This window comes from Gordonia aquimaris (genome assembly GCF_026262595.1).
In the GTDB taxonomy this organism is placed as follows: Bacteria; Actinomycetota; Actinomycetes; order Mycobacteriales; family Mycobacteriaceae; genus Gordonia; species Gordonia tangerina.
In genome coordinates this window covers 35,467-59,913 of record NZ_JAPKFM010000011.1, presented here as the reverse complement: position 1 = coordinate 59,913, position 24,447 = coordinate 35,467, and the positions used below count along the sequence as shown (strand labels likewise).

General features: G+C 66.7%; 20 protein-coding genes. 10 read left to right on the top strand and 10 right to left on the bottom strand.

Annotation, left to right across the window (positions count from 1 at the left end; translation table 11 throughout):
- Positions 1–405: 405 nt before the first annotated feature.
- Positions 406–1,932 carry a chromosomal replication initiator protein DnaA gene (gene dnaA / locus OSB52_RS12170; protein ID WP_266061884.1) on the bottom strand — a complete coding sequence of 509 codons (1,527 nt, stop codon included), beginning with the start codon at positions 1,930–1,932 and terminating at the stop codon, positions 406–408.
- A gap of 508 nt (positions 1,933–2,440) precedes the next feature.
- On the opposite strand from dnaA, the gene rpmH reads away from it, so the two are divergent.
- The 9 genes from rpmH to OSB52_RS12125 all read left to right on the top strand — a co-directional run bounded on the left by rpmH (position 2,441) and on the right by OSB52_RS12125 (position 10,109).
- Entirely contained in the window at positions 2,441–2,584 is a 144-nt protein-coding gene (rpmH, locus tag OSB52_RS12165; RefSeq protein WP_006337454.1) for a 50S ribosomal protein L34, read from the top strand.
- Between the two features lie 53 nt (positions 2,585–2,637).
- Positions 2,638–3,075 carry a ribonuclease P protein component gene (gene rnpA, locus OSB52_RS12160; RefSeq protein ID WP_235721477.1) on the top strand — a complete coding sequence of 146 codons (438 nt, stop codon included), beginning with the start codon at positions 2,638–2,640 and terminating at the stop codon, positions 3,073–3,075.
- Positions 3,072–3,452: a membrane protein insertion efficiency factor YidD gene (gene yidD / locus OSB52_RS12155; protein ID WP_372512408.1), complete on the top strand. Its 381-nt coding sequence runs from the start codon at positions 3,072–3,074 to the stop codon at positions 3,450–3,452. The genes rnpA and yidD overlap by 4 nt, the downstream gene beginning before the upstream one ends.
- A gap of 3 nt (positions 3,453–3,455) precedes the next feature.
- On the top strand, positions 3,456–4,805 hold the full coding sequence (gene yidC / locus OSB52_RS12150; protein ID WP_235721476.1) for a membrane protein insertase YidC: 1,350 nt from the start codon (positions 3,456–3,458) through the stop codon (positions 4,803–4,805).
- A 79-nt stretch (positions 4,806–4,884) separates the two neighbouring features.
- Complete coding sequence (locus OSB52_RS12145; protein ID WP_266061882.1) at positions 4,885–5,592, top strand: Jag family protein; 708 nt, start codon at positions 4,885–4,887, stop codon at positions 5,590–5,592.
- A gap of 184 nt (positions 5,593–5,776) precedes the next feature.
- Positions 5,777–6,523: a 16S rRNA (guanine(527)-N(7))-methyltransferase RsmG gene (rsmG, locus tag OSB52_RS12140; protein WP_266061881.1), complete on the top strand. Its 747-nt coding sequence runs from the start codon at positions 5,777–5,779 to the stop codon at positions 6,521–6,523.
- Positions 6,524–6,666: 143 nt separating this feature from the next.
- Positions 6,667–7,614, top strand: coding sequence for a ParA family protein (locus OSB52_RS12135; protein WP_266061879.1), 948 nt, complete (start codon positions 6,667–6,669; stop codon positions 7,612–7,614).
- Between the two features lie 458 nt (positions 7,615–8,072).
- Positions 8,073–9,137: a ParB/RepB/Spo0J family partition protein gene (locus tag OSB52_RS12130; RefSeq protein WP_235721472.1), complete on the top strand. Its 1,065-nt coding sequence runs from the start codon at positions 8,073–8,075 to the stop codon at positions 9,135–9,137.
- Positions 9,138–9,278: 141 nt separating this feature from the next.
- Positions 9,279–10,109: a hypothetical protein gene (locus OSB52_RS12125; protein ID WP_266061877.1), complete on the top strand. Its 831-nt coding sequence runs from the start codon at positions 9,279–9,281 to the stop codon at positions 10,107–10,109.
- An 81-nt stretch (positions 10,110–10,190) separates the two neighbouring features.
- On the opposite strand, the gene OSB52_RS12120 is transcribed toward OSB52_RS12125, so the two are convergent.
- The 6 genes from OSB52_RS12120 to OSB52_RS12095 all read right to left on the bottom strand — a co-directional run bounded on the left by OSB52_RS12120 (position 10,191) and on the right by OSB52_RS12095 (position 15,447).
- A complete protein-coding gene (locus tag OSB52_RS12120; RefSeq protein WP_235721978.1) occupies positions 10,191–11,369 on the bottom strand; it encodes an N-acetylmuramoyl-L-alanine amidase in 1,179 nt (392 codons plus the stop codon).
- A gap of 206 nt (positions 11,370–11,575) precedes the next feature.
- Entirely contained in the window at positions 11,576–11,914 is a 339-nt protein-coding gene (gene trxA, locus OSB52_RS12115; protein WP_235721470.1) for a thioredoxin, read from the bottom strand.
- A gap of 75 nt (positions 11,915–11,989) precedes the next feature.
- Positions 11,990–12,982, bottom strand: a complete 993-nt coding sequence (gene trxB, locus OSB52_RS12110; RefSeq protein WP_235721469.1) for a thioredoxin-disulfide reductase — start codon at positions 12,980–12,982, stop codon at positions 11,990–11,992.
- A 161-nt stretch (positions 12,983–13,143) separates the two neighbouring features.
- Complete coding sequence (locus tag OSB52_RS12105) at positions 13,144–13,893, bottom strand: RsmA family anti-sigma factor (RefSeq protein WP_266061876.1); 750 nt, start codon at positions 13,891–13,893, stop codon at positions 13,144–13,146.
- Positions 13,894–14,051: 158 nt separating this feature from the next.
- Entirely contained in the window at positions 14,052–14,612 is a 561-nt protein-coding gene (sigM, locus tag OSB52_RS12100; RefSeq protein WP_235721467.1) for an RNA polymerase sigma factor SigM, read from the bottom strand.
- Between the two features lie 121 nt (positions 14,613–14,733).
- Entirely contained in the window at positions 14,734–15,447 is a 714-nt protein-coding gene (locus OSB52_RS12095) for a TetR/AcrR family transcriptional regulator (protein ID WP_266061874.1), read from the bottom strand.
- Positions 15,448–15,603: 156 nt separating this feature from the next.
- Here OSB52_RS12095 and OSB52_RS12090 point away from each other — a divergent pair, with 156 nt between their 5' ends.
- Positions 15,604–16,593: a sterol desaturase family protein gene (locus tag OSB52_RS12090; RefSeq protein ID WP_266061872.1), complete on the top strand. Its 990-nt coding sequence runs from the start codon at positions 15,604–15,606 to the stop codon at positions 16,591–16,593.
- Here the strand turns inward: OSB52_RS12090 and murJ are convergent.
- From murJ to OSB52_RS12075, 3 genes are read right to left on the bottom strand one after another with little or no spacing between them, the layout of a single operon-like run.
- On the bottom strand, positions 16,572–20,447 hold the full coding sequence (gene murJ / locus OSB52_RS12085) for a murein biosynthesis integral membrane protein MurJ (RefSeq protein WP_235721464.1): 3,876 nt from the start codon (positions 20,445–20,447) through the stop codon (positions 16,572–16,574). The two genes, OSB52_RS12090 and murJ, sit on opposite strands and share 22 nt — an antisense overlap.
- Entirely contained in the window at positions 20,444–23,221 is a 2,778-nt protein-coding gene (locus OSB52_RS12080) for a hypothetical protein (protein WP_266061870.1), read from the bottom strand. Before OSB52_RS12080 ends, murJ begins: the two co-directional genes overlap by 4 nt.
- The gene (locus OSB52_RS12075) at positions 23,214–24,410 is read right to left on the bottom strand and encodes an NUDIX hydrolase (protein ID WP_266061869.1); all 1,197 of its coding nucleotides are present in this window, start codon (positions 24,408–24,410) and stop codon (positions 23,214–23,216) included. The genes OSB52_RS12080 and OSB52_RS12075 overlap by 8 nt, the downstream gene beginning before the upstream one ends.
- Positions 24,411–24,447 lie beyond the last annotated feature (37 nt).

Genomic DNA, 24,447 nt, shown 5'->3' with positions numbered 1-24,447 from the left:
GGGCGAACTGCCGGGGTGTCCGGAGCTCGGACGAATCACACGTTCGCGCCGTCTGTGCACAAGACCTTCTTTTGAAAGATTCTCTTTAGAGAGGGATCCATCTCAGTCATAGGGCCTGTGGATCTGTGCACCAGTGCGATCTCATGCAGGTCATCGGGCATGCGTGCGTGTGGATGTCTGGTGGACAACTCGTGAGGGGATCCGATGCCCTGTGGGCGCGCCGACAATCGTTCCATCACTGTCCACGTCCGGTACACATGTGATCCACGGTTATCCCGAGCTTTGTCCACAGCTGGTGATGAACCGATTTCGGGTACGACGATGCCGGGATCCGTGGGATCCCGGCATCACAAAGTCTGTGGTTCGAGTCGAGAGTTGGCGACTGGAGAGTTTGGCGGTGAGCCGTCAGTTCGCGCGCTGCTTGATACGCGCGGTGAGTTCCTGGACGTGGTCGTACACCTTGCGGCGTTCGGCCATCTCCTTGCGGATCTTGCGTTCGGCGTACATCACCGTCGTGTGGTCACGGTCGAACGTCTCGCCGATCTTCGGCAGCGAGAGGTCGGTCAGCTCGCGGCAGAGATACATCGAGATCTGTCGGGCCTGAGCGATCGAGCGGGTCTTGCCGGGCCCACGCAGCTCCTCCACCGAGATGTCGAAGTACTCGGCGGTGATGGCCAGGATGCTGGCCGCACTGACTTCCAGGGTCCCGGAGTTGGGCAGCAGCGCCTGCAACACCACTTCGGCGAGCGCCTTGTCGAGTTCGGCGTTGTTGAGCGAGGCGAACGCGGTGACGCGGATGAGTGCACCTTCGAGTTCACGGATGTTGCGTTCGATCTTCGACGCGATGAGTTCGAGCACGTCGTCGGGGACCGCGATGTTGTCCATCTGCGCCTTCTTGCGCAGAATGGCGATCCGGGTTTCCAGGTCAGGCGGCTGGACGTCGGTGATCAGACCCCACTCGAAGCGGGTGCGGAGCCGATCCTCAAGTGTCGCAAGCTGTTTGGGCGGCCGATCAGAGGATACGACGATCTGCTTGCTGGCGTTGTGCAAGGTGTTGAAGGTGTGGAAGAACTCTTCCTGGATACCTTCCTTGCCGATCAGGAACTGGATGTCGTCGACGAGCAGCACGTCGACGTCGCGGTAGCGCCGTTTGAACGCGACCCGGCGGTCATCACGCAGCGAGTTGATGAAGTCGTTGGTGAACTCCTCGGTGGAGACGTACTTCACCCGCATGCCGGGGAACAGTCGCTGGGCGTAATGGCCGGCGGCGTGCAGCAGGTGGGTCTTGCCGAGGCCGGACTCGCCCCAGATGAACAGCGGATTGTAGGCGCGCGCCGGCGCCTCGGCCACCGCCACCGCCGACGCATGGGCAAAACGGTTGGAAGCGCCGATCACGAACGTGTCGAAGGTGTACTTCGGGCTGAGATTGGCACTCGACGGGGACTGGCCGGCGGTGGGTCGTTCGGCGAAGTAGGTGGACCAATCCGACGTCTCGGGAGCAGGCGCGGTTCTATCCGGACGGCCGTCGAACCCGGTCGGGGCCGTCGACGGCGCGAGCGGGCCGGCGGTGTGCGGGATGACGGTGTGAGCGGCCGTGGGGTCGTGATGGTCGGTGAGCGGCGGCGGATCGGTTACCGCCTCCTCGACCATCGGGGTGGCGATCCGGACGCCGAGGTCGACCGGTTGTCCGAGGTGGCGGCTCAGCGCCGAGCGGATGGTGTCGCGCAGATTGCGCTCGATCTGCTCCTGCACCAACGGGGTCGGCACGGTCAGGAGTGCGAAACCCTCGGCGAGGGTCAGCGGTTGGACAAGCGACAGCCACGCCTTCTGTTGGCGGGTCAGCGGCTCATGATGATGGGCGGAGGCGTCGTCGTTGAGCTCGGCGACGACGCTCTGCCACACTTCGCCGAACGAATCACGATCACTCACCACGGTGCTGCGCCCCTCCTACCGGAACTACGACCAGCGTCGGTCATGAGCATGTCACCATGCCGCACCCCAACGCGAGTTGTCCACATAGTTGTCCACAGCTGTGTACAGATCTGGGGGTATCTCGAAGTCTCAAGCCGGCCAGGAGGGAGTTCACTGAATCGTCTCTTTGTTGAGCCTGCGCCGAAGTTAACAGAGTGCAGCGCGCCCGACAAAGTGAATGAGGCAATCGATCGGACGAATCGTGCAACTGGTGAGCGCCCCTCTCAGCATGATCGATCTCATGGTGTGGGCGGCGTCACCGGCGTGGGTGCTTGCCATCGGTTCGTTTGATTTGCGGTGCCGTACTCAGTAGTCTCGACTGGTCATCCAGGTGACGGATTTGCGTGATGGCCACCGGTCATCCATCCGGCGTCAGTTCGGCACCGCACCGGGATCAGCAGACCACCAACCAGGGATGTGGTTCGCGCGTGCTGTCGGCGCGATCACACAAGAGCACAAGGAGTCACCCATGGCCAAGGGCAAGCGGACTTTCCAGCCCAACAACCGTCGTCGCGCACGCGTGCACGGTTTCCGTCTCCGTATGCGCACCCGCGCCGGACGGGCCATCGTCAACGGTCGCCGCAGCAAGGGCCGCGCGAAGCTCACGGCCTGAGTCGACGTCGATGTCACCGGCGGTGGCGTTCCCACCGCCGGTTACTCGTATCGATGGTGGCTGCCGCTCATCGGATCTCACGTGGATCCGACTTCGATCGCACGCTGAAGAGCGGTGTGCGGGTGACGACGCGTGATCTCGTCATCCATGTGCTCCCGCTGAACACCTCACCCCCAGCCGACCCCGACGAACGACCCGCCATGGTTGCCACGGTCGGTGGTCCATGGCTGGGGCTGATCGTCAGCAAGGCCGTGGGGAACGCGGTGACCCGGCATCGGGTGGCGCGTCGATTGCGGGCCGCGTTCGCCCGCGTGCACGATCAATTCTCCGTGCCCGAGACGATGATGGTGATCCGCGCACGTCCTTCTACGGCACAACTCGGCAGCGCCGAGCTGTCCGAGCAGATCACCGCGGCGCTGTCACGACGCCGGATCCGTGAGGCGTTCGATGAGCGCCTCTCCACGAGTCATTCGCCTCGGGTCCGATCGTGACCGAGGACCCCGCAGCGCCGGATCCGGGCGCGCCCCGCACCACGTCGCCGCTGCGCTGGATCCATCGCCTGCCCCGGCAGGTGGTCATCTTCGTGATCGAGCTCTACCGCACGTGGGTCTCCCCGATGCGGTTGCCGACATGCCGCTTCGAACCGACGTGCTCCGGCTACGCCGTCGAGGCACTCTCCCGTCACGGATTTCTCTACGGAGGATGGTTGTCGGTGGTGCGGCTGCTGAAATGCGGTCCCTGGCACAAGCCGGGCTACGACCCGGTTCCCGAACGCGGTCGCCGCGAACTCTTCACCACCAGTGAACGACCAGTCACCAGTGAACGATCTGTCGAGGAATCGACACCGTCAGAGGTTAGGGGTAACTGACCCGTGCTGAACTTCATCTACTATCCGGTCTCCTGGATCATGTGGGTCTGGCATTGGCTGTTCAGCCATGTGACGCCGGACTCGCCGGGCGGCGACGGTGTGGCATGGGCGCTGTCGGTGGTGTTCCTCGTGTTCACGCTGCGCGCGATCCTCTACAAGCCCTTCGTGCGGCAGATTCGCACCACGAAGAAGATGCAGGAGATCAACCCGCAGTTGCAGGCGATCCGCAAGAAGTACGCCAAGGATCGCGTGAAGATGACCGAGGAGATGCAGAAGCTGCAGCGCGAGCACGGATTCAATCCGCTGCTCGGCTGTCTGCCGATGCTGCTGCAGATCCCGGTCTTCATCGGTTTGTTCCACGTGTTGCGGTCGTTCAACCGGATGGCGACCGGTCTCGGCCAGCCCGGTATGTCCGCCGAGGAGACGCGGTCACTCGGCAACTACGCGTTCAGCCCGGAGCTGGTGCAGAACTTCCTCGACGCCCGCCTGTTCGGGGTGCCGCTGTCGTCCTACATCACCGAGCCGGTCTCGGAATTCCAGGCCTTCGTCGAGCCGGGCTCAGCCATCGACTTCACCCGCACCCAGATCGCCATCGTGGTGATCCCCATGATGATCATCGCGTCGATCGCCACGCACATGAACTCCCGTGCGTCGGTCGCCCGCCAGCCGGAAGCGGCGCTGGAGAACCCGCAGACCCGCATGATGAATATGCTGGCGCTCTACATCTTCCCGCTGGGCATTCTGGTCACCGGTGCGTTCTTCCCGGTGGCGATTCTCCTCTACTGGATGAGTAACAACCTCTGGACTTACGGTCAGCAGCACATCGTGTTCGGTCGTATCGAACGTGAAGAAGAGGAAGCACGGCGGCTCAAACAGGAGAAGCTGAAAGCGAACGCGCCCAAGCCGGGTGCGCGTCCGGACCGTGCCAAGAAACCCGCGACGGTCGACGGTGACGTGGTGGCGCCCGAGGAAGATGCGACGACGTCGACGACCACGACGACCACGTCGGCGGGTCCGCTGGCCGGTCTGCAGCGCATGCTGGGGCTCGACAAATCGAAGTCCACGGCAGCCGGCTCGTCCGACTCATCTGCTGACACGTCGGCGGCCGCGCAGGGGGGCGACGATGACGCGGCCACCGGCACCGATGCTCATACCGAGTCGGAGAAGGACGATGCTTCCACGACTTCGTCGGGTCCGGATGCCGGCGCGGCACAGCGATCATCCGGTGGCAGATCCGCCGGCCAGGGGCAGAAGTCCGGACCGCAGAAGTCGGGCACCGCTCACGTGGCGGCCAAGAACCGCAAGGGTGGTTCGCGCCGTCGAAAGGGAGGCCGGCCCGGAGGGCGGCACTGACCTGATCGGGTGACCACTCCCCTCCCCCTCGAGTGGAACGCAGACGTTTGGTTGAGAAGCAGAGTTAGGTGGAAGTGAGATGACAGCAGAGACTGCTGCACACGACGAACAGGTTCGCGAGATCGACGACTCGGTGAGTGACGACGCCGGTGTATCGCCGGCGGCCACGGATGCGGCCTCGCAAGCCGACGAAGCGACCGGCCCGGGCTCCTCGGGTGCCGATGCCGAGACCGGATCCGACGCAGCCGCATCGCGGGATGCCGATGATGCCGCTTCGCACGGAGAGTCCGATGACTCAGCCGATGAGGAGGAGATCGACGAAGAGGATCGGCTGGTCGAAGAGGGCGAGATCGCCGGCGACTACCTCGAGCAGTTGCTCGACGTGCTGGACTTCGATGGCGACATCGACCTGGACGTCGACGGTGATCGTGCGGTCGTGAGTATCGACGGCGGTGACGACCTCGACAAGTTGGTGGGCCGCAAGGGCGAAGTACTCGATGCCCTGCAGGAGCTGACGCGACTGGCGGTTCAGCAGTCCACCGGAGTGCGCAGCCGGTTGATGCTCGATATCGCCCGCTGGCGGGCCGACCGGCGCGATCGCCTGGCGAGACTCGGAACCGACGTGGCCGAGCGAGTGCGCAAGTCTGGTGAGCGTGAGGCACTGGACCCGATGACTCCGTTCGAACGCAAGATCGTCCACGACGCCGTTGCGGCAGTGGACGGCGTCGTCAGTGAAAGTGAGGGTGCCGAGCCTAGGCGCCGCGTGGTGGTGTTGCCGTCCGCGTGACGGTCCCCCGAACTCCGACATTGACGAAAGTCCCGGTCCAGGCCGGGACTTTCGTCGTCTCTGGGTATGAGAATTACACGCTTGTGGTTTGGGCCGCTGGCGTCGTTTCACGTGAAACGCTTAGGCCGCGGTTTCACGTGAAACTGTCGGCAGCAGGCTTCCAGCAGCCCAATGCAGTGAGAGGATGTTTCACGTGAAACGCGACGAAGAAGTGGAGATCCCACATGCGCCCGAGGCATCGATCTCGGTCTTCGGTAATAACCAAACCAGGGCCGACCGCTACTGCGCCGCGTTGGCGACGGACGGTGTGCTGCTCGGCCTCATCGGTCCGCGCGAAGTGCCGCGGTTGTGGGAGCGGCACATTCTCAATTGTGCCGTCCTGGGCGACGTAATCGAAGACGCCGAGACCGTCGTCGACATCGGCAGCGGGGCGGGTTTGCCGGGTATCCCCCTTGCCATGGCTCGTCCCGACCTCTCGATCACTTTGGTGGAACCGCTGCTGCGTAGAAGTGAGTTCCTGGAGCGCATCGTGGACGAGCTGGAGCTGAATGTGCGAGTGATCCGTGGACGTGCCGAGGAGAAAGCTGTGCGATCCGACATCGGTGGCGCCGATGTGGTGACCTCGCGCGCAGTGGCACCGCTGGAGCGCCTGTCGAAGTGGTCCGCGCCGTTGGTCCGGGATGGCGGTCGAATGGTTGCGATCAAGGGTTCGTCAGCGGCCGAAGAGATCGAGCGCGACGGTGAGGTCGCACACCGGCAGGGCATTGTCGATCTCCACGTGGAACAGTGCGGTGCCGGCGTGCTGGACGTCGCAACCACCGTCGTGATCGGACACAAGCGGGCCGTCGGCGGTGCCCGCACAACGACGGGTACACAGGGTGCCAGGAGTGCGGCGAAGCGACGCGGGCGTCGTCGCGATCGGAAGGGGTGACCAGATTGGTGTGGAGTTCACGGAGGGCGCAGAATAGACGGCAGACCGGTGATCTGTCGGGTGCCGCTGAAGTCGCCGAGATCTCCGGCGGTGATACCGACCAGGGTGCCAACGGATACGAAGTGGGGCGAAGGAGTCCAGGCGTGGTCGAACAGGACCGAAGTGTTTCACGTGAAACAAGTGCCGATGGAGGCTCCTCCCCTAGGTCGGTTCCCGGATTCGATGACACCCCGATTGCTGCCGCGGCAGCTCGTGCCAGTCAGGTGCTGACGCCCGGTGGCGCCGGGGAGCTCCCCCACCCGCCGTCGCCCCGCATCATCACCATTGCGAATCAGAAAGGTGGTGTCGGGAAAACCACCACCACGGTGAACATCGCCGCGGGACTCGCGCTGCATGGACTCGGAGTTCTCGTGATCGATCTCGATCCGCAGGGCAACGCCAGCACGGCACTGGGCATCGACCACCGCGCCCCCGACATCGCGTCGGTGTACGAGTTGCTCCTCGGCGACGTCTCGTTGCGTGAGGCCACCCAGCAGAGTCCGAACAACGACCGTCTCTTTTGTGTCCCGGCGACCCTCGATCTTGCTGGTGCCGAGATCGAGCTGGTGTCGCTCGTGGCTCGGGAGAACCGTCTGCGCAACGCACTCGATGAGAATCTGCTGTCCGAACTCGGCATCGATTACGTGTTGATCGACTGCCCGCCATCGTTGGGTCTGCTGACGGTGAATGCGATGGTGGCCGCCAAGGAAGTCCTGATTCCGATCCAGTGTGAGTACTACGCACTTGAGGGTGTCGGTCAGTTGCTGCGCAACATCGAACTCGTGCAGGCCCATCTCAATCCGGGGCTGCACGTCTCGACCGTGGTGCTGACGATGTACGACGGACGCACCAAGCTCGCCGACCAGGTGGCCGAGGAAGTGCGTCGCCACTTCGGGGAGACGGTGCTCAACACGATCATCCCCCGGAGTGTGAAGGTGTCCGAGGCACCCGGATTCGGGATGACCATCATCGAGTACGACCCGGGTTCACGTGGAGCCATGAGCTACCTCGACGCGTCTCGTGAGCTCGCCCTGCGAAGCGCGCGCGCATGAGCGCTCGGGCAGCGGGGTGCAGACCGAGTACGACGGTTGCTGCCGGGTGCACGGCCGTGCGGGGAACGGCCGAGTCGGAGGCGTGGGCTCTGCTGATTTCGATACACCCCTCGCCTAGTGTCCCGCGTCGGAAATTCGATGATGATTTCGACGTCCAGGCGGCGCCTCGCTTCGTTGGCGTCGTCGCAGGTACATCCAGTACCTGCATCCTCCGCCGCCTCGCGATGCATCCACCTGGACCGCCGAACTCATGTAACGAATTTCCGGCGCGGGACACTAGCGGCTCGGGGTTACTCAATCAGCGGGTAGTTCACCGGTCGTTTGGCGGCTCGGGGTTACTCAATCAGCGGGTAGTTCACCGGTCGTTTGGCGGCTCGGGGCTGCTCAATCGGCGACGAATTGACCGGTCGTGATGTCGCCGCGAACGGTTTCACGGTGAACACAGGGAGAGGACAACAGTGAGTCAGCGAGAACCCGCACAACGTCGCGGCGGCCTCGGTCGTGGTCTTGCCGCGCTGATCCCCACCGGACCGCCGGAAGGCGACGCACCGTCGGGACCCCGCCTCGGTTCGGCGGCGGCGGACGTGATCATCGGCAAGGGTGCAGGGGCTCCCCCCTCCACCCCGACGACACCTGCGTCCGGGGCATCCGCCGAGGCAACTGACGGTGCTGCCGTCGTGTCGTCGGAGGTCGGTGCGGTGTACCGCGAGATTCCGCCGGCACAGATCCAGCCGAATCCCAAGCAGCCGCGCACGGTCTTCGACGAAGAGGCATTCGCCGAGCTGGTGCACTCCATCAAGGAGTTCGGGCTCATGCAGCCCATCGTGGTGCGGCCGTTGCCCACACCCACCGATGACGGTGTGACCTATCAGCTCGTGATGGGCGAACGTCGGTGGCGGGCCAGCAAAGAAGCCGGCTTCGACACCATTCCTGCGATCGTGCGGGAGACCGCCGACGCCGAGATGCTGCGTGATGCGCTGCTCGAGAACATCCATCGTGCACAGCTGAACCCACTCGAAGAGGCGGCGGCGTACCAACAGTTGCTCGAGGAGTTCGGGGTCACCCATGAGGAACTGGCCAATCGGCTCGGGCGGTCACGGCCACTGATCACCAACATGATCCGGTTGCTGAAGCTACCGATTCCCGTGCAACGGCGCGTCGCGGCCGGCGTCCTGTCTGCCGGCCATGCTCGCGCACTGCTCTCGATGGAGACCGGCAGCGATGCACAGGAGGCCATGGCGGCGCGCATCGTGGCCGAAGGTATGTCCGTCCGGGCCACCGAGGAAGCGGTCACTCTCGCCAACCGGGGCGACGATCAGCCCTCCTCCCCCGCGGGACCGGCGAAGCGTAAGCCGATGCAGATGCCCGGTCTCCAGGACGTCGCCGAACGGCTCTCGGATCGACTGGACACGAGGGTTACAGTCAGTCTCGGGAAGAGAAAGGGAAAGATCGTGGTCGAGTTCGGCTCGGTGGATGACCTCGAGCGGATCGTCGGCGTAATCGATCCACGAGGAACTTCGTGACCGCGTGATCGGCGCACCTATAGGTACCCGGTTGTTACGTCACAGTGACACTTCAGTAGCGAGGACGATAGTGAAAGTACGAAACATCTTGTCGCACATCACTTTCGGCACTTCGCTGCGGCCGACGTGGAGGCCGGCGGCATGAGTCTCGCAGTCACCCGCCTGGATCTCGAATCCTTCGACACGTTGCCGCTCCACACCCGCCGATGTGTTTTCTGGGAAGTCGATCCGGCGTCGACCCGCGAGGCGGAGAAGAGCATCTTCGGAGATTTCGGTTCGTTCGAGAGCGAGTTCGACAAAGAGGCGTGGATCTCGGGAGTGCTCCTCGAATGGGGAACGTGCGCCCAAGTGGCCATCGACGGCCAGACCGGCAAGGTCGTGGGCAATGCGTTCTACGCACCGCCGCGGCGGGTGCCGCGGTCGACCCTCTTCCCCACCTCTCCGGTCAGCGCGGACGCGGTTCTGCTCACTTCGATCCGCACGGAACCCGGCTTCGACGAGGCGGCACCGATTCTGCTCGACAGCGTGGTCACCGACCTGGTTCGACGTGGTGTGCGTGCCATCGAGGCCTTCGGTCTCGTGCGTACACCTGAGGAAGCTGGTCCATCCTCCGAAGTGCCCACTCCATCGGCGGAACCCGAGGACGTCGCGGAGCTGGGCGCTCTGGAGAGCATGACCGAGGACATGCGGTTGTGGGCCGACGAAGCGATCGTCGAGATCACCCGGGTGATGCACGACAATCCGCAGGCGGGATTGTGTCTGCAGTGCATGATCGATGCCGACTTCCTCAAGGACTCGGGGTTCGACTTGATCGCGTCCCATCCGCGCTTCCCACGGTTCCGGTTGGAACTCGATGAGGGCCTGGGGTGGAAGCATGAGGTGGAGCATGCCCTGGAGAAGTTGGTGGTGATGGCAGCACTGGATCTGGCGGGCCGTGAGCGGACGGCGGTACCGGTCGGTCGCCGCAGCTGACCCTGGAGCGCAGGCCTTCAGCTCAGATCATCCGACGAGGCGTGCGGCCGCTGTGTGTCGCCGGTCGGCACTCCGAGTGCGTCAGCTCGAGAGACGTTCTGCGGCAAGTAGTTCCGCGAAGGTGTAAGTGCCGGTAGGACGATCGTCGTCGCCCAGTAGATAAAGACGCTTGACAGCGACCAAGATGGCCTCGGCGATCACGTCGCGCGTCTGTGCGTCCTCGAGAAGCGCGACGTCGGCGGAGTTGGTGATATACCCGACGTCGATCAGAGCGACGGGCATCCTGGTGAGCCGCAGGACATCCCAGGTTCGTTCATGCGTTCGGCAGTCGGTCAGCGAGGTGCGCGCGACGATCTCCCGTTGGATGAACCCGGCCAGATTCCGGCCGATGGTCGAATAGGATCCGTGCGAGTTGCCGAAGTAGAACGACGCCGCCCCATGGGCCAACTCGCTGGGGTAATGGCCGCAGCGTAGTGACACCATCAGGTCGGCGCCGACCATGTTGGCGACGCGGGCACGCTCCTCGTCGCCGGGACGCCCGCGACCGTCGTGCGACAGGAAGGTCTCCATGCCGGCCGCAGCCATCCGTCCCTCGAGCCGGGAACCGAGGTCCCACAGCACCGCCGACTCGGTCTCGGCCCGAGCACCGGTCGAAAGTTTGTGTAGCCCACCGGAACCCGGATCGATCAAGATCCGCTTGCCGGACAGCTGGGGTCCGGAACGGCGCACGTGCTCTTCCTCGCGGATGGCGTGCGGCGAACCACCCGTGACGCGCGTGCCGAGACGTTCCAGCGAGCGCAGGGTGGAGGGCCCGCAGATGCCGTCCGATGACAGGCCGAACTCGCTCTGATACAGACACACCGCGTTGTGTGTGGTCTCGCCGAAGGTGCCATCGACCAGGCCGGTGTAGTAGCCCAGGTTCTGCAGCCGTCCCTGCAGGGTGGCCACATCGTCACCGACCATCGGAGCCGACAGCCGATAAAGCAGGACGCGCGCACCGAGTTGGTAGGAAGCCTCGCGCAGAACGCGGTAGGTGGCCGGGCCGACGATGCCGTCGACGATGAGGCCGCGTTGCTGCTGGAATGCGCGCACAGCGCGGTCGCACGAATCGTCGAAGACGGCTTCGGGCGGTGTCCAGCCGCTGATGGTGCCGGACAAACTCTCCGGTGCGGGTGTTGCAGTGAGCAGCCCGAGACCGACGAGGATGTTGCGGATCTCGGCCACAGCCGAGCCATGATCCCCGAGGCGGAACATCGGCATCAGCAACTCCTCGTCGATTCGGTGCGGCCGTGGCACGGGCGAAAACGCTCCACTCACCGGTGCAGGCCACGTACCGGCGCAAACACCAGGCATTCTTTCAGGTCGTGACGGCACGACCAAATGATGGCGCCGCTCGGGGCGCCATCATCGGTGTCGACGGTGCCGGCCGCATAGGTGCTGCCAGCGTATCGCCAGGTAGACGTGTGTTATGCGGGGGATCCGACCACGTCGTCGAGCTCGCGCAACAGCGCAGCCTTGCCCTTCGCGCCGACGATGGTCTTGGACGGTTTGCCGTTCTCGAACAGGATCATCGTGGGGATCGACATGATCTTGAAGTCCCGCGCGACTGCCGGGTTCTCGTCGACGTCGAGCTTGGCGACGGTGATCTTGTCGGCGTGGTCGCGGGCGATCTCCTCGAGCACCGGCGCGACCATGCGGCACGGACCGCACCAGGTGGCCCAGAAGTCGACCAGCACCGGCTTGTCGGAACCGAGTACCTGATCGGCGAAGGTCGCGTCGGTGACGGCGACGGTGTTTGCTCCCATGGGTGTCCTCCTTGTGGACTGTGGAGTTGGTGTTTGGGGAGTTTGGTGTTTGGGGTCGCGTGACTCGAGGGCCGGTCAGGCGGTGGCGTCGACGACGTACATGTCGCTCTCGACCGACGGTGCCGCTACGCCCTGGTCGGCGAGCCAGCGCTCGGCATCGATCGCCGCCGAACAGCCGCTGCCTGCCGCAGTGATGGCCTGCCGATAGGTGTGGTCCACGAGGTCGCCGCAGGCGAACACCCCGGGCACCGAGGTGTAGGTGGTGCGGCCGTCCACCTGCACATAGCCCTCTGCGTCGAGGTCGATCTGACCCTTGACCAGTTCGCTGCGCGGATCGTGACCGATCGCCACGAACATGCCGGTCACCTCGATGGAGCTGGTCTCGCCGGTCACGGTGTCGGTCAGACCCAGCGAAGTGACGGAGCCGTCGCCCACGACGGACGTCACCGCGGAGTTGGTGACAAAGCGGATCTTGTCGTTGGCGCGGGCGCGCTCGAGCATGATCCGCGAGGCCCGGAACTCGTCGCGGCGATGGATCAGGGTCACGCTGCGGGCGAACTTGGTGAGGAACGTAGCTTCCTCCATCGCCGAGTCGCCGCCGCCGATGACGGCGATGTCCTGGTCCTTGAAGAAGAAACCGTCGCAAGTGGCACACGCCGAGACCCCGCGGCCGAGCAGTTCCTGCTCGTTTTCGACACCCAGGTAGCGGGCCGCGGCGCCCATGGCCAGGATCACTGCACGGGCGCGATGCACCTCGCCAGCGACCTCGACCTCCTTGATGGGACCTTCGAGTCGAACGGTGTCCACGTCTTCCATCCGAAGGTCGGCACCGAAGCGGATGGCCTGCTCACGCATCTCATCCATGAGTGCGGGCCCCTGGATCCCGTTCTGGAAGCCGGGGAAGTTCTCGACCTCGGTGGTGGTCATCAGGGCACCACCGAACTGAGTGCCTTCGAAGACCAGCGGTGCCAGCTCAGCGCGTGCCGCGTAAACGGCGGCGGTGTAGCCGGCGGGTCCGGATCCGATGATGATCAGGTCGTGGATCTGCTGGCTGTCTGCGTGGGTCATCCGTCCTCCGTACTCGTCGACGCTGCTGGGCAGTCAGGTGATCGCGCTGCGTCGGTCTCGGCTGTCTCAACATCAGGGTAAGGGCAGATGTTCCCGCCGTCCGCGCCCGTACCGGCCGCGTCACAGGACGCGGTGTGGTTGTCGTCCGCGTGACCGGCAACTCAGTTGCCGACGGTGGTCCGGGAGATGGTCGACGGATTGTCGGTGGTGCAGTCCGAGCCGACGACCAGGGCGTCGAACACACCGGCCACACCGGTGGACAGCAGGATCGCTACGGCGTCGTCGTGGTCTCGCAGCGACACCCGGCCCGAGCCGACGATGCCGGCGTCGGCTGCGACGCCGTTGGCGGCGGTACAGCGTCGTAGGGCGGCCTCTGAGCCGAACGGGGCGAAGCCGTCGTTGCCGAGCACCGACAGCAAGGTGACCCGCTCCCCCGCGTCTGCGGTCGCCGACGGCTGGGCCTGCACCGGTGTACCCGGTTCGGGAGCGCGCGGCGCGATGACGGAGACCGCGGCGACGACGGCGACAGCGGCCGCGCCTGCCACACCGGCGGCAGCCCATCGCCGGGCGCGATGGTGTCGGCGGGCGGCCACCACTTCGCCGCCCCCGACGGCAGTCACCTCGGCGCCGAGCCGGTCGAGTGTCCGGTGGGTCCGTTCGGTGACGTCGGGTGGGACGGGTACCGGGGCGACCGCGGCGCCGCGCAGGTCGCGGGCGGTCGCATCGAGCGCATCGAGGACCGATTGCGCGTGCGGGTCGTCGACGAGTCGGGACCGGATGTGCGCGGCGACGTCGGGAGCCAGCACGTCGGCGTGCAGATCGGCGAGCAGTTCCACCGAATACGGCGGCTCGGGGTAGCGCGTGAACTCAGCAGAGGATGACGCCTCGTCGTCTGCTCCCGGCGGGACCATCGCTGCACTCTCCCACTTCTCTGGTGCACGTGCCCGGCCAGTTGCCGGGCCGTTCGATCCGACCGTGCGGCGGTCGTCAACTCGTGCTCGTCAACTGTAAGACGCACCGGCCCGCGGTCCGGTTCCATCGGATCGTGTGCAATTCTCGCCGGGGGTGATCAGTCGTCGCGCAGATGACCGAGAATCTGTGCCAACCGCAGGCGACCACGCGAACACCGGCTCTTGATTGTTCCGACCGGCACGCCCAGGCGAGTAGCCGCGTCCACGATCGTCATGCCCTCGATGTCGACGGCGACCACTGCCGCGCGCTGCTCAGGTGGCAACGCGTCGAGCGCCCGGCCGATCGACAGCGACAGATCCACGGCCGCCATCTGATCACGCTCGTCGGGGTACGGCTCGACGTCGTAGTTGGGGATCGGCACGCTCAGTCGCACCCGGTTGCGTCGGATGCGGTCGAGGCAGGAGTTCACCACGATCCGGTGCAGCCAGCTGGTGACCTTTGCGTCGGCGCGGAACTGATCGGCCATCCGATGCGCCTTGAGCAGGGCGTCCTGCAGTGCATCGGCGGCATCGTCGGGGTTGTCGCTGGTGCGGCAGGCGACCGACCAGAGATAGGCGTGATGGCGTTCGATCAGCACCGCGAAGGCGCCGGGATCGCCGTGCACGTGGGCGAGGAGCAGGTCATCGTCGCTGCGTGCATCGACGCTCCCCCGAGTCATGGGAGAAGATTAATGGAAGTGAACCGGCGATGTGCCACTGACCTGCACGTAGTCCACAGAACTGGGGACAAGATGCGTGGTGTGTGGAATCTGGTGTGCACCGCGCGGAACGCGGGCGGTGTCAGCCCAGAAGTCGCTGGTAGGCCGCCACGAACAGTTCCACGCTGACGTCGAGGATGGCGTCGAGTTCGAACAGGTCGGCGTCGGTGGCATCGCCGGGGGCGAACTCCCCCGCCGTGCTCGTATACCAATCCACCAGCAACTGGGTGACGGCGCCGACGAGGCCGATGGCCGCCAGTCGCTGCGGTCGGGCGGCGGACCGTTCGCCCAGGGCGAGCGCAAGGATGAGGTCGGCCCACCCGTGGATCGCCGTGAGCCGTAGCCGCTCGAGGGCCGGATTGACCCCGACGATCTCGACCAGCATCACCCGCGCGCGCCGAGGTTGGTCGGCGAGGGTGCCGATGAAGGCCCCCAGCGCTGCCCGCGCTACGGCTTCGGCGTCGGTGGCGAGAATTCCCACACTCTTCGCGCTCTCGCCCTCACTGACCGCTCCCCCGCTGCCGCCCACGAACGGGGCCCCAGCACCGATCGTGGCCGCCCGGGCGGTGGCGACGCAGTCCTCATACACCGCCGCGAGCAGGGCGAATCTGTCCTCGAAGGACTCATAGAAGTAGCGCTGGGTGAGCCCGGCGTGGTCACAGATCCGTTTCACCGACACGGTGGCGAATCCCTCGGTCCCGAATAGCTCGAGACCGGCGGCGATGAGGTCGCTGCGCCGACGATCTCGCCGCTGCGCCGCGTCGGCGCCGCCGTAGCGCCGTCCCCGGGTGGTCATCGTGCCGGACTCCTGCCGTTTCGGTTGGGAAAGCATCGCGAATACCAAGAACTGTTTACAGCAGCCTATCTGACACGCTACCGTGTCAGAACTATCTGACATGCACTCGTGTCAGAAACCGAAACGGTCTGGTGACCGTCGACCGAGGAGTGGCCGGTGTTGGACTTTCTGCCCGAGGCGATGCGGGAGCCGACGGTGCTGGCTGTTCCGTTCTTCGTGGCGATGGTTGCGCTCGAGTGGTGGGCGGCGTGGAAGCTGGACCACACCGAACGTGACCGGCCCGCACAGCGCGCGCACCTGCACGGGACGCGACGTTCGTCGTCGGCACCCGGCAGTTACAACATCCGTGACGCACGGGCCAGCCTGCTCATGGGTGTGGTCTCGATCGGCACGAGCGCCGCGTGGAAGGCATTGGCGCTCTTGGGATATGCGGCCGTATTCGCCTACGTGGCGCCGTGGCAGCTGCCCGCCGACGCCTGGTACACCTGGCTGATCGCGTTCGTCGGACTCGACTTCCTGTTCTACTGGGAGCATCGTCTCGCGCACCGGGTCCGGTTGATCTGGGCGACCCATCAGGCGCATCACTCCAGTGAGTACTTCAACTTCACCACGGCGCTGCGACAGAAGTGGAACAACAGCGCCGGCATCCTGATGTGGCTGCCACTCCCCCTGCTCGGCGTTCCGCCGGCCCTCGTCTTCGCGGCGTACTCATTGAATCTCGTCTACCAGTTCTGGATTCACACCGAACACCTCGGAAAGCTCTGGCGGCCGATCGAATTCGTCTTCAACACGCCGTCCCACCATCGCGTCCACCATGGCAGTGACAGCGAGTACCTGGACCGCAATTATGGTGGCACCCTGATCATCTGGGATCGGCTCTACGGCAGCTTTGCCGCGGAGGAACATCGTCCGACGTACGGATTGACCACGCCGGTCGACACCTACAACATCTGGCGGCTGCAGACCCACGAGTACGTGGCCATCGCCCGAGATGTGCGGGCCGCCCGAGGCGTGCGGACGCGGTTGGGTCTGGTGTTCGGACCGCCGGGCTGGAAGCCGGCGACGACGAATCCGCCGGTACGCGCAGGTCGTCAGCGGATGCTGGGCTCACCGCACAGGCGGGATCAGCCCGCCATCGAGACCTGAGCGATCTCTGCCTGGAAGCCACCGCCACCCGCCGGCAGCGACGTCAACCACACCATCACGAACGGACTCTCGGTGGGGTTCGGGATGGTGATGGTGGTCGACGGCTGCGACACCGTGCCGGAGGCGACTTCGGTGGTCTCGGCGAAGGTGGGTTGCGCCGACGTCGCGGTCCGGATCGACACATCGAACCCCGGCGTGGGTGTCCGGATGGTGACCGTGGCGACGGACTGGTCGCTGCCGAGGTCGAACATCAGCCCGAGACCATCCTTGAGGCCGCCGAAATCGGCTGAGCCGCGGTAGATGTCGGTGCTCCACGGAGGTGCGACACCACTGATCACATTGCCGAGATTGGTGGAACTGTCCGGCGGTTGGTTCGAGAAGTCGACCAGGTTCACCCGTTGCAGCGGGATGGGGGCCGGTGCTGGCGGCGGGGCCGCGGCCTGTTGCTGGGTCTCGGTCGCCGGAGGTGCCGACGTGGTGGTGAGGATGGAGTCGATGTCCGACGCGTCGCCGTCGGAGCCGAAGATGTTGGTCGCCCACACCACCAGCGCGATGATGACGAACAGCGCCAGCAGTCCGGCGCCGGCGAGCAACGCCACATTGCGTCGTCCGGTGCCCTCCGGCTCGGTACCGGCAGTGGTACGCGACGGCGTCGGGGTCATTGCGACCGGGGCCTGGTCGGTCTCGATCGCCGGCAACATGTCGGTGTTGAGATCGATCACCGTCGCCTGGTCGAGAACGTGCTGAATCGTGCCGGCTGTGCGGATGCCTCGATTGCCGTCGAGGGCTCGCGCGGCGACGGCCGAGATCTCGAACGGCGTGTCCGGCCGCGCCTCCCGGGGTTCGATCGGCGCGCCGTTCTTGTCCGGGCGCGCGATCGGCAGGCCGCCGACCTCGTCGGTCGTGTCGGAGGTGGTCACCAGACGGGTACCGGTGCGGCCGTCGAGCGGCCACCGTGCCAGCAGCAATGCGTAGAGCACCGCACCCAGTCCGCGGACGTCGGAGGATTTGTCGTCACCGGCGAGGGTGCCGGGGAAGGCGAGCACGGCGTTGCCGTCGGTGCTGATCCGGATGCGGTCGGGGTGGTCGATCGACAGCGCCCCACCCGAGCGGTGGGTGGCCTCGGCGGCCGCGGCCAGTGCGCGCACCGCGCGTGCCGCCCCGATGGGGGACGGCTCAGAACGGGCGACCTCGGCCAACGACGAGCCGGGCACCCATTCGGCCACCACGATGCCGCCCGAGGATCCGCGCACCACATCGAGTACACGCGCGACCCCGGCCGACGAGATCTGACCGAGTCGCAAGGTGCGCGACAGCACACCCTGGGGTCCGTCGTCGGTGACCTTGGCGGTTTCGCCGCGGCGCGGTGGCGGCGCGAGCTGCTCGGCGTCGACGAAGGTCAGCGCCACCTCACGGTCGAGATTGATGTCGAGAGCCCGCCAGAACTGCAGACCGCGGGTGCCGCCGTGGTGATCGAGCAGGCGGTATCGGCCGCCGGCGACGGCCGCCCCGGGGACCAGCCGGGGACCCCGCGGCCGCGGCTGGGTGGCCGACGGCATCCGCGTGGTCGCCGGGGCGGGGTTGGCTGGATTGTCCGATTTCGGTGTGTCCGTGGGCTTCTCGGCGCGGTCGGGATCGTCGCGACGGTCCGCGGTCGGGGTGTCCGTCGCGGATGTCTCGGACCGATCCTCGACTCGTACCGAGCCCTGGTCGGCCGGAGAGTCCGGGATGATCTCGGTGTCCTGCGTGGCACCGATCTCATTGTCACTCACGCGCCGAGCTCCTCTCCTGCGATACCGCATGTCGCGTGGCGCGTGGATCCGCATCTCGCCACCATCGCGGAGGCGCGCGGCTCCACCGCTGTGAACCGAGTACGACTGCCATGTGGCAGTGCCCCGGTCGAATCGCCGGAGCACCTGTACCTGACCAGAATACGGGAGCGATTCGTCGGTGACGGTCTGCGGAAACTGAACCGTGATGGTTGCAGTCGATTCTCTTACCGGGCTCTCAGGCGGCGCCAAGGCGGGGACGAATCTGCCCAGCACGCGGCGCACCGTCAGGCCGATCGAGACCACATCGGGCAGGCGGGCGACGGCCAGGCCGGCGTAGGTGACGCCGAGTACCACCACTGCCGTCAACGCCAAGTAGATCAGCGAACCGAACTTTCCGGCCTCGGTCATCATCAGATGTAGTCCGGAAAGCTGGGCGACGGCCCACACGATGGCGCTGATGCCCACCGAGACGACCAGCGTCACCGCGGTGGTGCGGGCGACGTCGGTCAGCCGCGCGTCGTCGAGCCGTCGGCGCAGCAGGAAGTGACCGACCACGGCGCCGACCAGATAGCCGAGCCCGTTGGACAGCGCCAGCCAGCGCACCACCAGTTCCGGGTCGGTGAACAGCACCGGACCCAGCAGCGATGCGGCCACCTTGACCACCGTGATGCCCAGCACCATCACTGTCGGTGTCCACGCGTCCTCGCGGGCATAGAACACCCGCAGCTGGACCAGCGTCATCGAGTAGGGGATGAGCGTGAATGCGCCCCAGGCGAGCACCGAACCGAGCTGGGATGCGATCTCGGCATCGAACCGGCCGAAGTTGAACACGGCCACACCGATGGCCGGGCCGAAGAATGTCATGTAGGCGACGACGGGTACCAGCGCGACCATCGTCAGCCGGGTGGCCAGCGACAGATCGTCGACGACGGCCCGGTTGTCGTCGGCGGCCGCGTTGCGCGACAGTCGCGGCATGATCGCGGTGAGGATGGTGACGCCCAGGACGCCGTAGGGCAGCTGCAGCAGCTGCCAGTGGGTGGCGTAGACGCTGATGCCGGCGGCGTCGGTGTGCGCGGCGATGCGGTAGGTGATGACCAACCCGACCTGCAGGATCGCCACGTACATGACGATCGCGAGCGCCATGTTGCCGAACCGGCGGAGCCGGGCGTCGAGTCCCCACTGCAGCTGCAGGCGGATGCCGGCCCGCTTGAGCCACGGCACCAGGATCATTGCCTGCACCACGACGCCGAGCGTGGTACCGATGCCGAGCACCAGCAGCTGCGGGTCGGTCATTCGCACCGGGTTGAGCGAGATCTCGCCGGGCATCGCCGCGTAGAGCACGAGCGTCGCGATCTGGACGATGTTGTTGAGCACCGGAGCCCAGGCGCCCGGCTTGAAGAACCCCTTCATGTTCAGGATCGCCATGAACAGGGCCGAGAGGCCGTAGAAGAGGATCTCGGGCAGCAGCAGGTAGGCGAGCGCGGTGGTCAGGTCGCGGTTGACGTCGCCGTCGCCGACGTTGAGGAAGGTCAACAGGGGAGCGGCGATCAGCGAGATCACGGTCGCGGCGCCAAGGGTGACCACGGTCAACGTGAAGATGCGGTTGATGAAGGCGCGTCCGCCGTCGGCGTCCTCCGCCTCAGCCCGCACCAGCACCGGGATGACGATGGCGGTCAGCACCGCGCCGAGGACGACCTCGGCGATCATGTTCGGCAGCACGTAGGCGGCCTGGAACGCCGAGGCGATCGCCGGACCGAGCATGGCGAGCACCAAGACGGTGCGCACGAATCCGGTGATCCGGCTGGTCAGGGTCGCCAGCGCGATGGATCCACTGGTCTTGAGGATGCTGGCGTCGGAGTCACGCGACAGGCCGGTCGACGACTCGTCGATCTCGGCCTCGGCGCGGGTCTCCGGGGTCGGTCGGCCGCCGGTCCGGGCGGCGGTGAGCGTGTCCGTACGAGTCGGTGCGGGTCGGCCACGACCGGGTGGGGTGGCGCGGCGTGGCGGCGGACCCGACGGCGCTCCCGGCGGTATCCGACGCGGGGCCGCCCGGTGGGACTCCGGTGGTCGCTGTTCGCTCATGGCCTGTCCCCGTCACTCGAGCTCGTCGTGGTCGGCTCCTGGTGGTCGTCGGTCTCGTCCGCCGAGACATCGTGGTGCTCATGCCCCGGGTGTTCTGTCTGCAGGTTACGGCGGCGTTCCTGATAGGTGGCGCCGGCCAGCAGCCGATCGTGTTCGTTGGGATCGGGCCGGTCCTCGTCGGCGGGGTCGGGTTGGCCGCGGAAGCGGTGCCACAGGCGGCGGGCCACCAACAGCACCAGGGCCACGCCGGCGGCGATGGTCACCCAGAACAACGGTTTGCCGTAGGCGTTGGCGTGCACCGACAGGAAGATCGGCGACCCGACGGAGATGCCGCTGGACGTGGTCAGACCGATGGTCACGGTGATCGCCTCCTCGGAGGTCTCCGCGCGCGTCGGCAACTGGATCTGTCGGGTGCCGCGTGCCGGGATCTCGATCACGCCGAGATCGCCGACGTCGAGTTCGGGCGGTGCGTCGACGTTGATCCGCACCCGGATCGGCAGGGACAGATCGTTGCGCACCACCAGCAGCAGCGGGCTGCGTTCGGACGCCAGCGTGTAGCGGCCACCGGGATCGAGCAGCGTGACGGAGTTGCGCATGCGCTGCAGGGTGGCGTCCACAGCGGTGATGCGTGCGGCGCGCTGCCCGCGCGCCTCGGCACGCAGTGCAGCAGACGCGGTGTCCGGGGTGCGGATCGCGCGCAGCAGATCCTCACGCAGTGGGGCCACATATCGTTCGGGGGTCGCGGCCACATCCGCCGAGCTCATCAACGATGCCTGCAGCTGGAAGGAGAGTTCGGCCTCGTCGTCGATCTGGGCGGCGACGTCGTCGGAGACGGCCATGCCCAGTTCGGCGAGCGGTCGACTGCCCGGCGGTTGGGTCAATCGGGCCGTGGTGGTGGTCGCGTCGAGGGCGCCACGGACATCGGCCAGTGGACTCGGGGTGGCGGCGCCCGACTCGAGCAGCAGCGTCGCGGTGGTGAACAGGGCGTCGGTGTCGTCGGCGGTCGGCGACCAGTACGTCGGCGGCATCACGAACTCGCTGCGTCCGGCGGTGGGCAGGTCGGCCGGGTCGGGCTGGGTGGGTGCGTCGATGGCCGGATATGCCACGGCGGCGACCGCCGCTTGCCGGCGCGCGGTGCCCGATTCACCGTCGAAGGACACCTCCTGGTCGGCCGGCGTGAGCGGTGGTGTCGTGGGGGTGTCGCCGAGACCGGCGAGGGCCGCGGTCAGCGGTGCCTCACTGGTCTGTACTGCCAGGTCACCCACTCGATAGCGGCCGGTGGGGTCCGCGCGCTCGGCGTCGACGCTGCTGGCGGAGGTCACCGCGGCGCCCACCGATGCGGAGGCGAGGACGTCGGCGCCGGTGTTGTCGATCGCGCCGAGCGCCGGCACGGTGATGCCCCGCACGCTGCGCACCCCGAGAACGGCGTCGACGACGTCTGCGGGCCCGGCCAGGGCGGCGTCGGTCAGCCCCGAATCGTTGATCCGCGACAGCGACGTGAGGTCGGCCTGCGCGAACGGCAATGCGACGACGCACATCCGGGAGGCCACGTCACGCAGTTCGGTCAGCCACTGCAGTGCGGCCGGCTGACCGGTGCCCGGGGTGGTCGGCGACGTGGGGTCCATCGGATCCGACGACACCGCATAACCCAGCGACATCGCGCGCACGGTCACCAGCAGGTCCGGGTCCACCGCCAGGCACATACTCTGCGCCAGCCGCGACGGCGCGTCCGGTGATGCAGCGCCTTCGGGTGGTGCGGCTTCTCCCGATGCCGAGGGCGGCGCGGCACCCGGAGCCGACGGTTCGGGCTCCGCCGGTTCAGCGACCGACGGTGTCGGCGACGTGGTGTCGGAAGCAGGCGCCGACCTCGCGCCGGCCGAGGATCCGGCCACCGACCGCGCGGCGTCGAGCAAGGTGTGCAGGCGCCCGCCGTCCGACAGGGAGCGGGCCATCTCCTCGCCGACCAGCCGGACCGGTTCGGTGCTGCCGCCCAACACACCCGGGGTGAGTTGGGGCGGCGCCGCCAGCGGCCACAGCATCGTGAGTTGTGCGGGGCTCGACAGATTCGCCGACACCGATCCGTCGGAGCCGAGATCGCTGTCGATGTTCGCGTCGTCGACGTCGGTGCTGGGATCGACGTACTGATCGGCTCGCGTGGCGTTGGGCGGCAGCGACAGTACCGGCAGCAGCGTGCGTGACTGGGCGAGCTTGGCTGCGTTGCCGTAGTCGGGGACGCCGTTGACGTTGACGTTGAGCGGAAACACTCCGGTTCGCTGGATGTTGAGCCCGTCGGTCGCAGACAGCTGGGTGGTGATGCTGAAGTCATCCGACTCGCCCGGCGCGAGTGCGTCGGTCACCGGGCGGAAGGCGGTGGCCGCGCTCACCGGCACCGGGGTCACCGCGAGGCTGCTGCGCAGCTCGTTGGCGTCGCTGATGGCATCGCCGCGCTCGAGGCGTATCGACAGGTCTTCCAGATCACGGTCGCCGACGTTGCGCACACTGCCGGACACCGTGACGTCGGCGCCGCCTCCGCTGGTGACGATCGACGGGGTGATCTCGTCGATCGTGAGGCGCAGGAAGCCACCGGTCCCGTCGGTGTCGGTGGTGCCGGTCGTGTCGTCGGACACGGGCGCGGCGGTGGCGAACGTGGCCGGTCCGGCGCACAGCACCACGAGCGCCACGACAGCGAACACCACCGCGGATGCGCGCGTGGATCGACCGTGCGTGAATCGATGGAGAACAAGCGGCAGCGGGGGCGGTACCGGGTCAGGCATCGCCGGCCGGTGGACGCCGCGGCCGCCTGCGCCGTCGACGCGACCGCGCCGGGGGCAACGGCTCGTTGCGGCGCTGGTTGCGGGCAGCTGCGGCTCTCTCATAGGCGTTGGGTTCGGTGCGGATGCTCTCGGCCTCGGACTGGGCCAACCGGTTGGGGTCGGCGGCGAGATCGGCGATCACGCCGCGGGCCATCCGGGCCAGTCGCCGCTCGTCAGAGTACGTGAGCTTGCGGGGCAACTCCTCGAGCGGCACCCAGGCCACCTCGCTGACCTCATAGTCGGCGTCCGAGAGCTCTCCACCGATGCTGCGCAGCAGATAATGGTGCACCGTCTTGTGAATTCGACGTCCCTCGCTGACGAACCAGTAGTCGATCTTGCCCAGCGGTGCCACCACGGTGCCGCTGATGCCGGTTTCCTCCGCGACCTCGCGGATCGCCGTCTGCTCGGCCGTCTCGCCGGTCTCGATGTGCCCCTTGGGCAACGACCACATCATCCGTCCGCGACGGTCCATGCGGCCGATCAGCGCCGCACACAATTCCTCGGTCGGCAGGTCCAGATCGGAGATGACCAGCCCGCCCGCCGACGTCTCGCGGACCGTGCGCAGGCGCTCCTGGCCGCGTTCGGGTCCCTTGCCGCCGGTGCGGCGCCGGGTCTTCGACTTCGCGGTCGTCGAGGTCGTCGCCTCGGCGCCGGCGGAGGTGTGGGTCAGTCCGGTCTTGGTGATCTTGGCGGTCACCGCGACAAGGTCGGAGGGTTTCGGGGGAGACACCCGCGTGTGAGTCGGGCGCAACTCCTCCTCGACGTGGTCGGCCTTTCCGGACCGCTTCGGCATCTGCCCGGGATTGGGCGTGTCGCGTCGTTCGGCGGCCGGTGTCTCGTCGTGTCCGGCGTCGGCGGTGCTGGGAGGAGAAGGTCGTCGTCCGCGGCGCCGTCGTCCGCGCCGCCCGCGCCGAGTGGTTCCGCCCGGGTCGTCGGTTGCGGTCGATCCGGTGCCGGTCTGAACACCGCCGCCGCGGGAGTTCGCGCGTGCGAGGTCGGCAGGGGTCACCCGGTGTCCCGTTGAGGTGTCGGCCGATCGTGCCGAATCCTGATGTCCGGAATCACGCCGTCCGGTCCCGTTGGGACCACGCGAACCCGCCATGACGTCGTCGGAGACGTCAGAGGGGTCGGTGGACGGGTCGGCGGACACGTCTCCGATGCTAGCCGCTGGCAACCTGGCGTTTGCC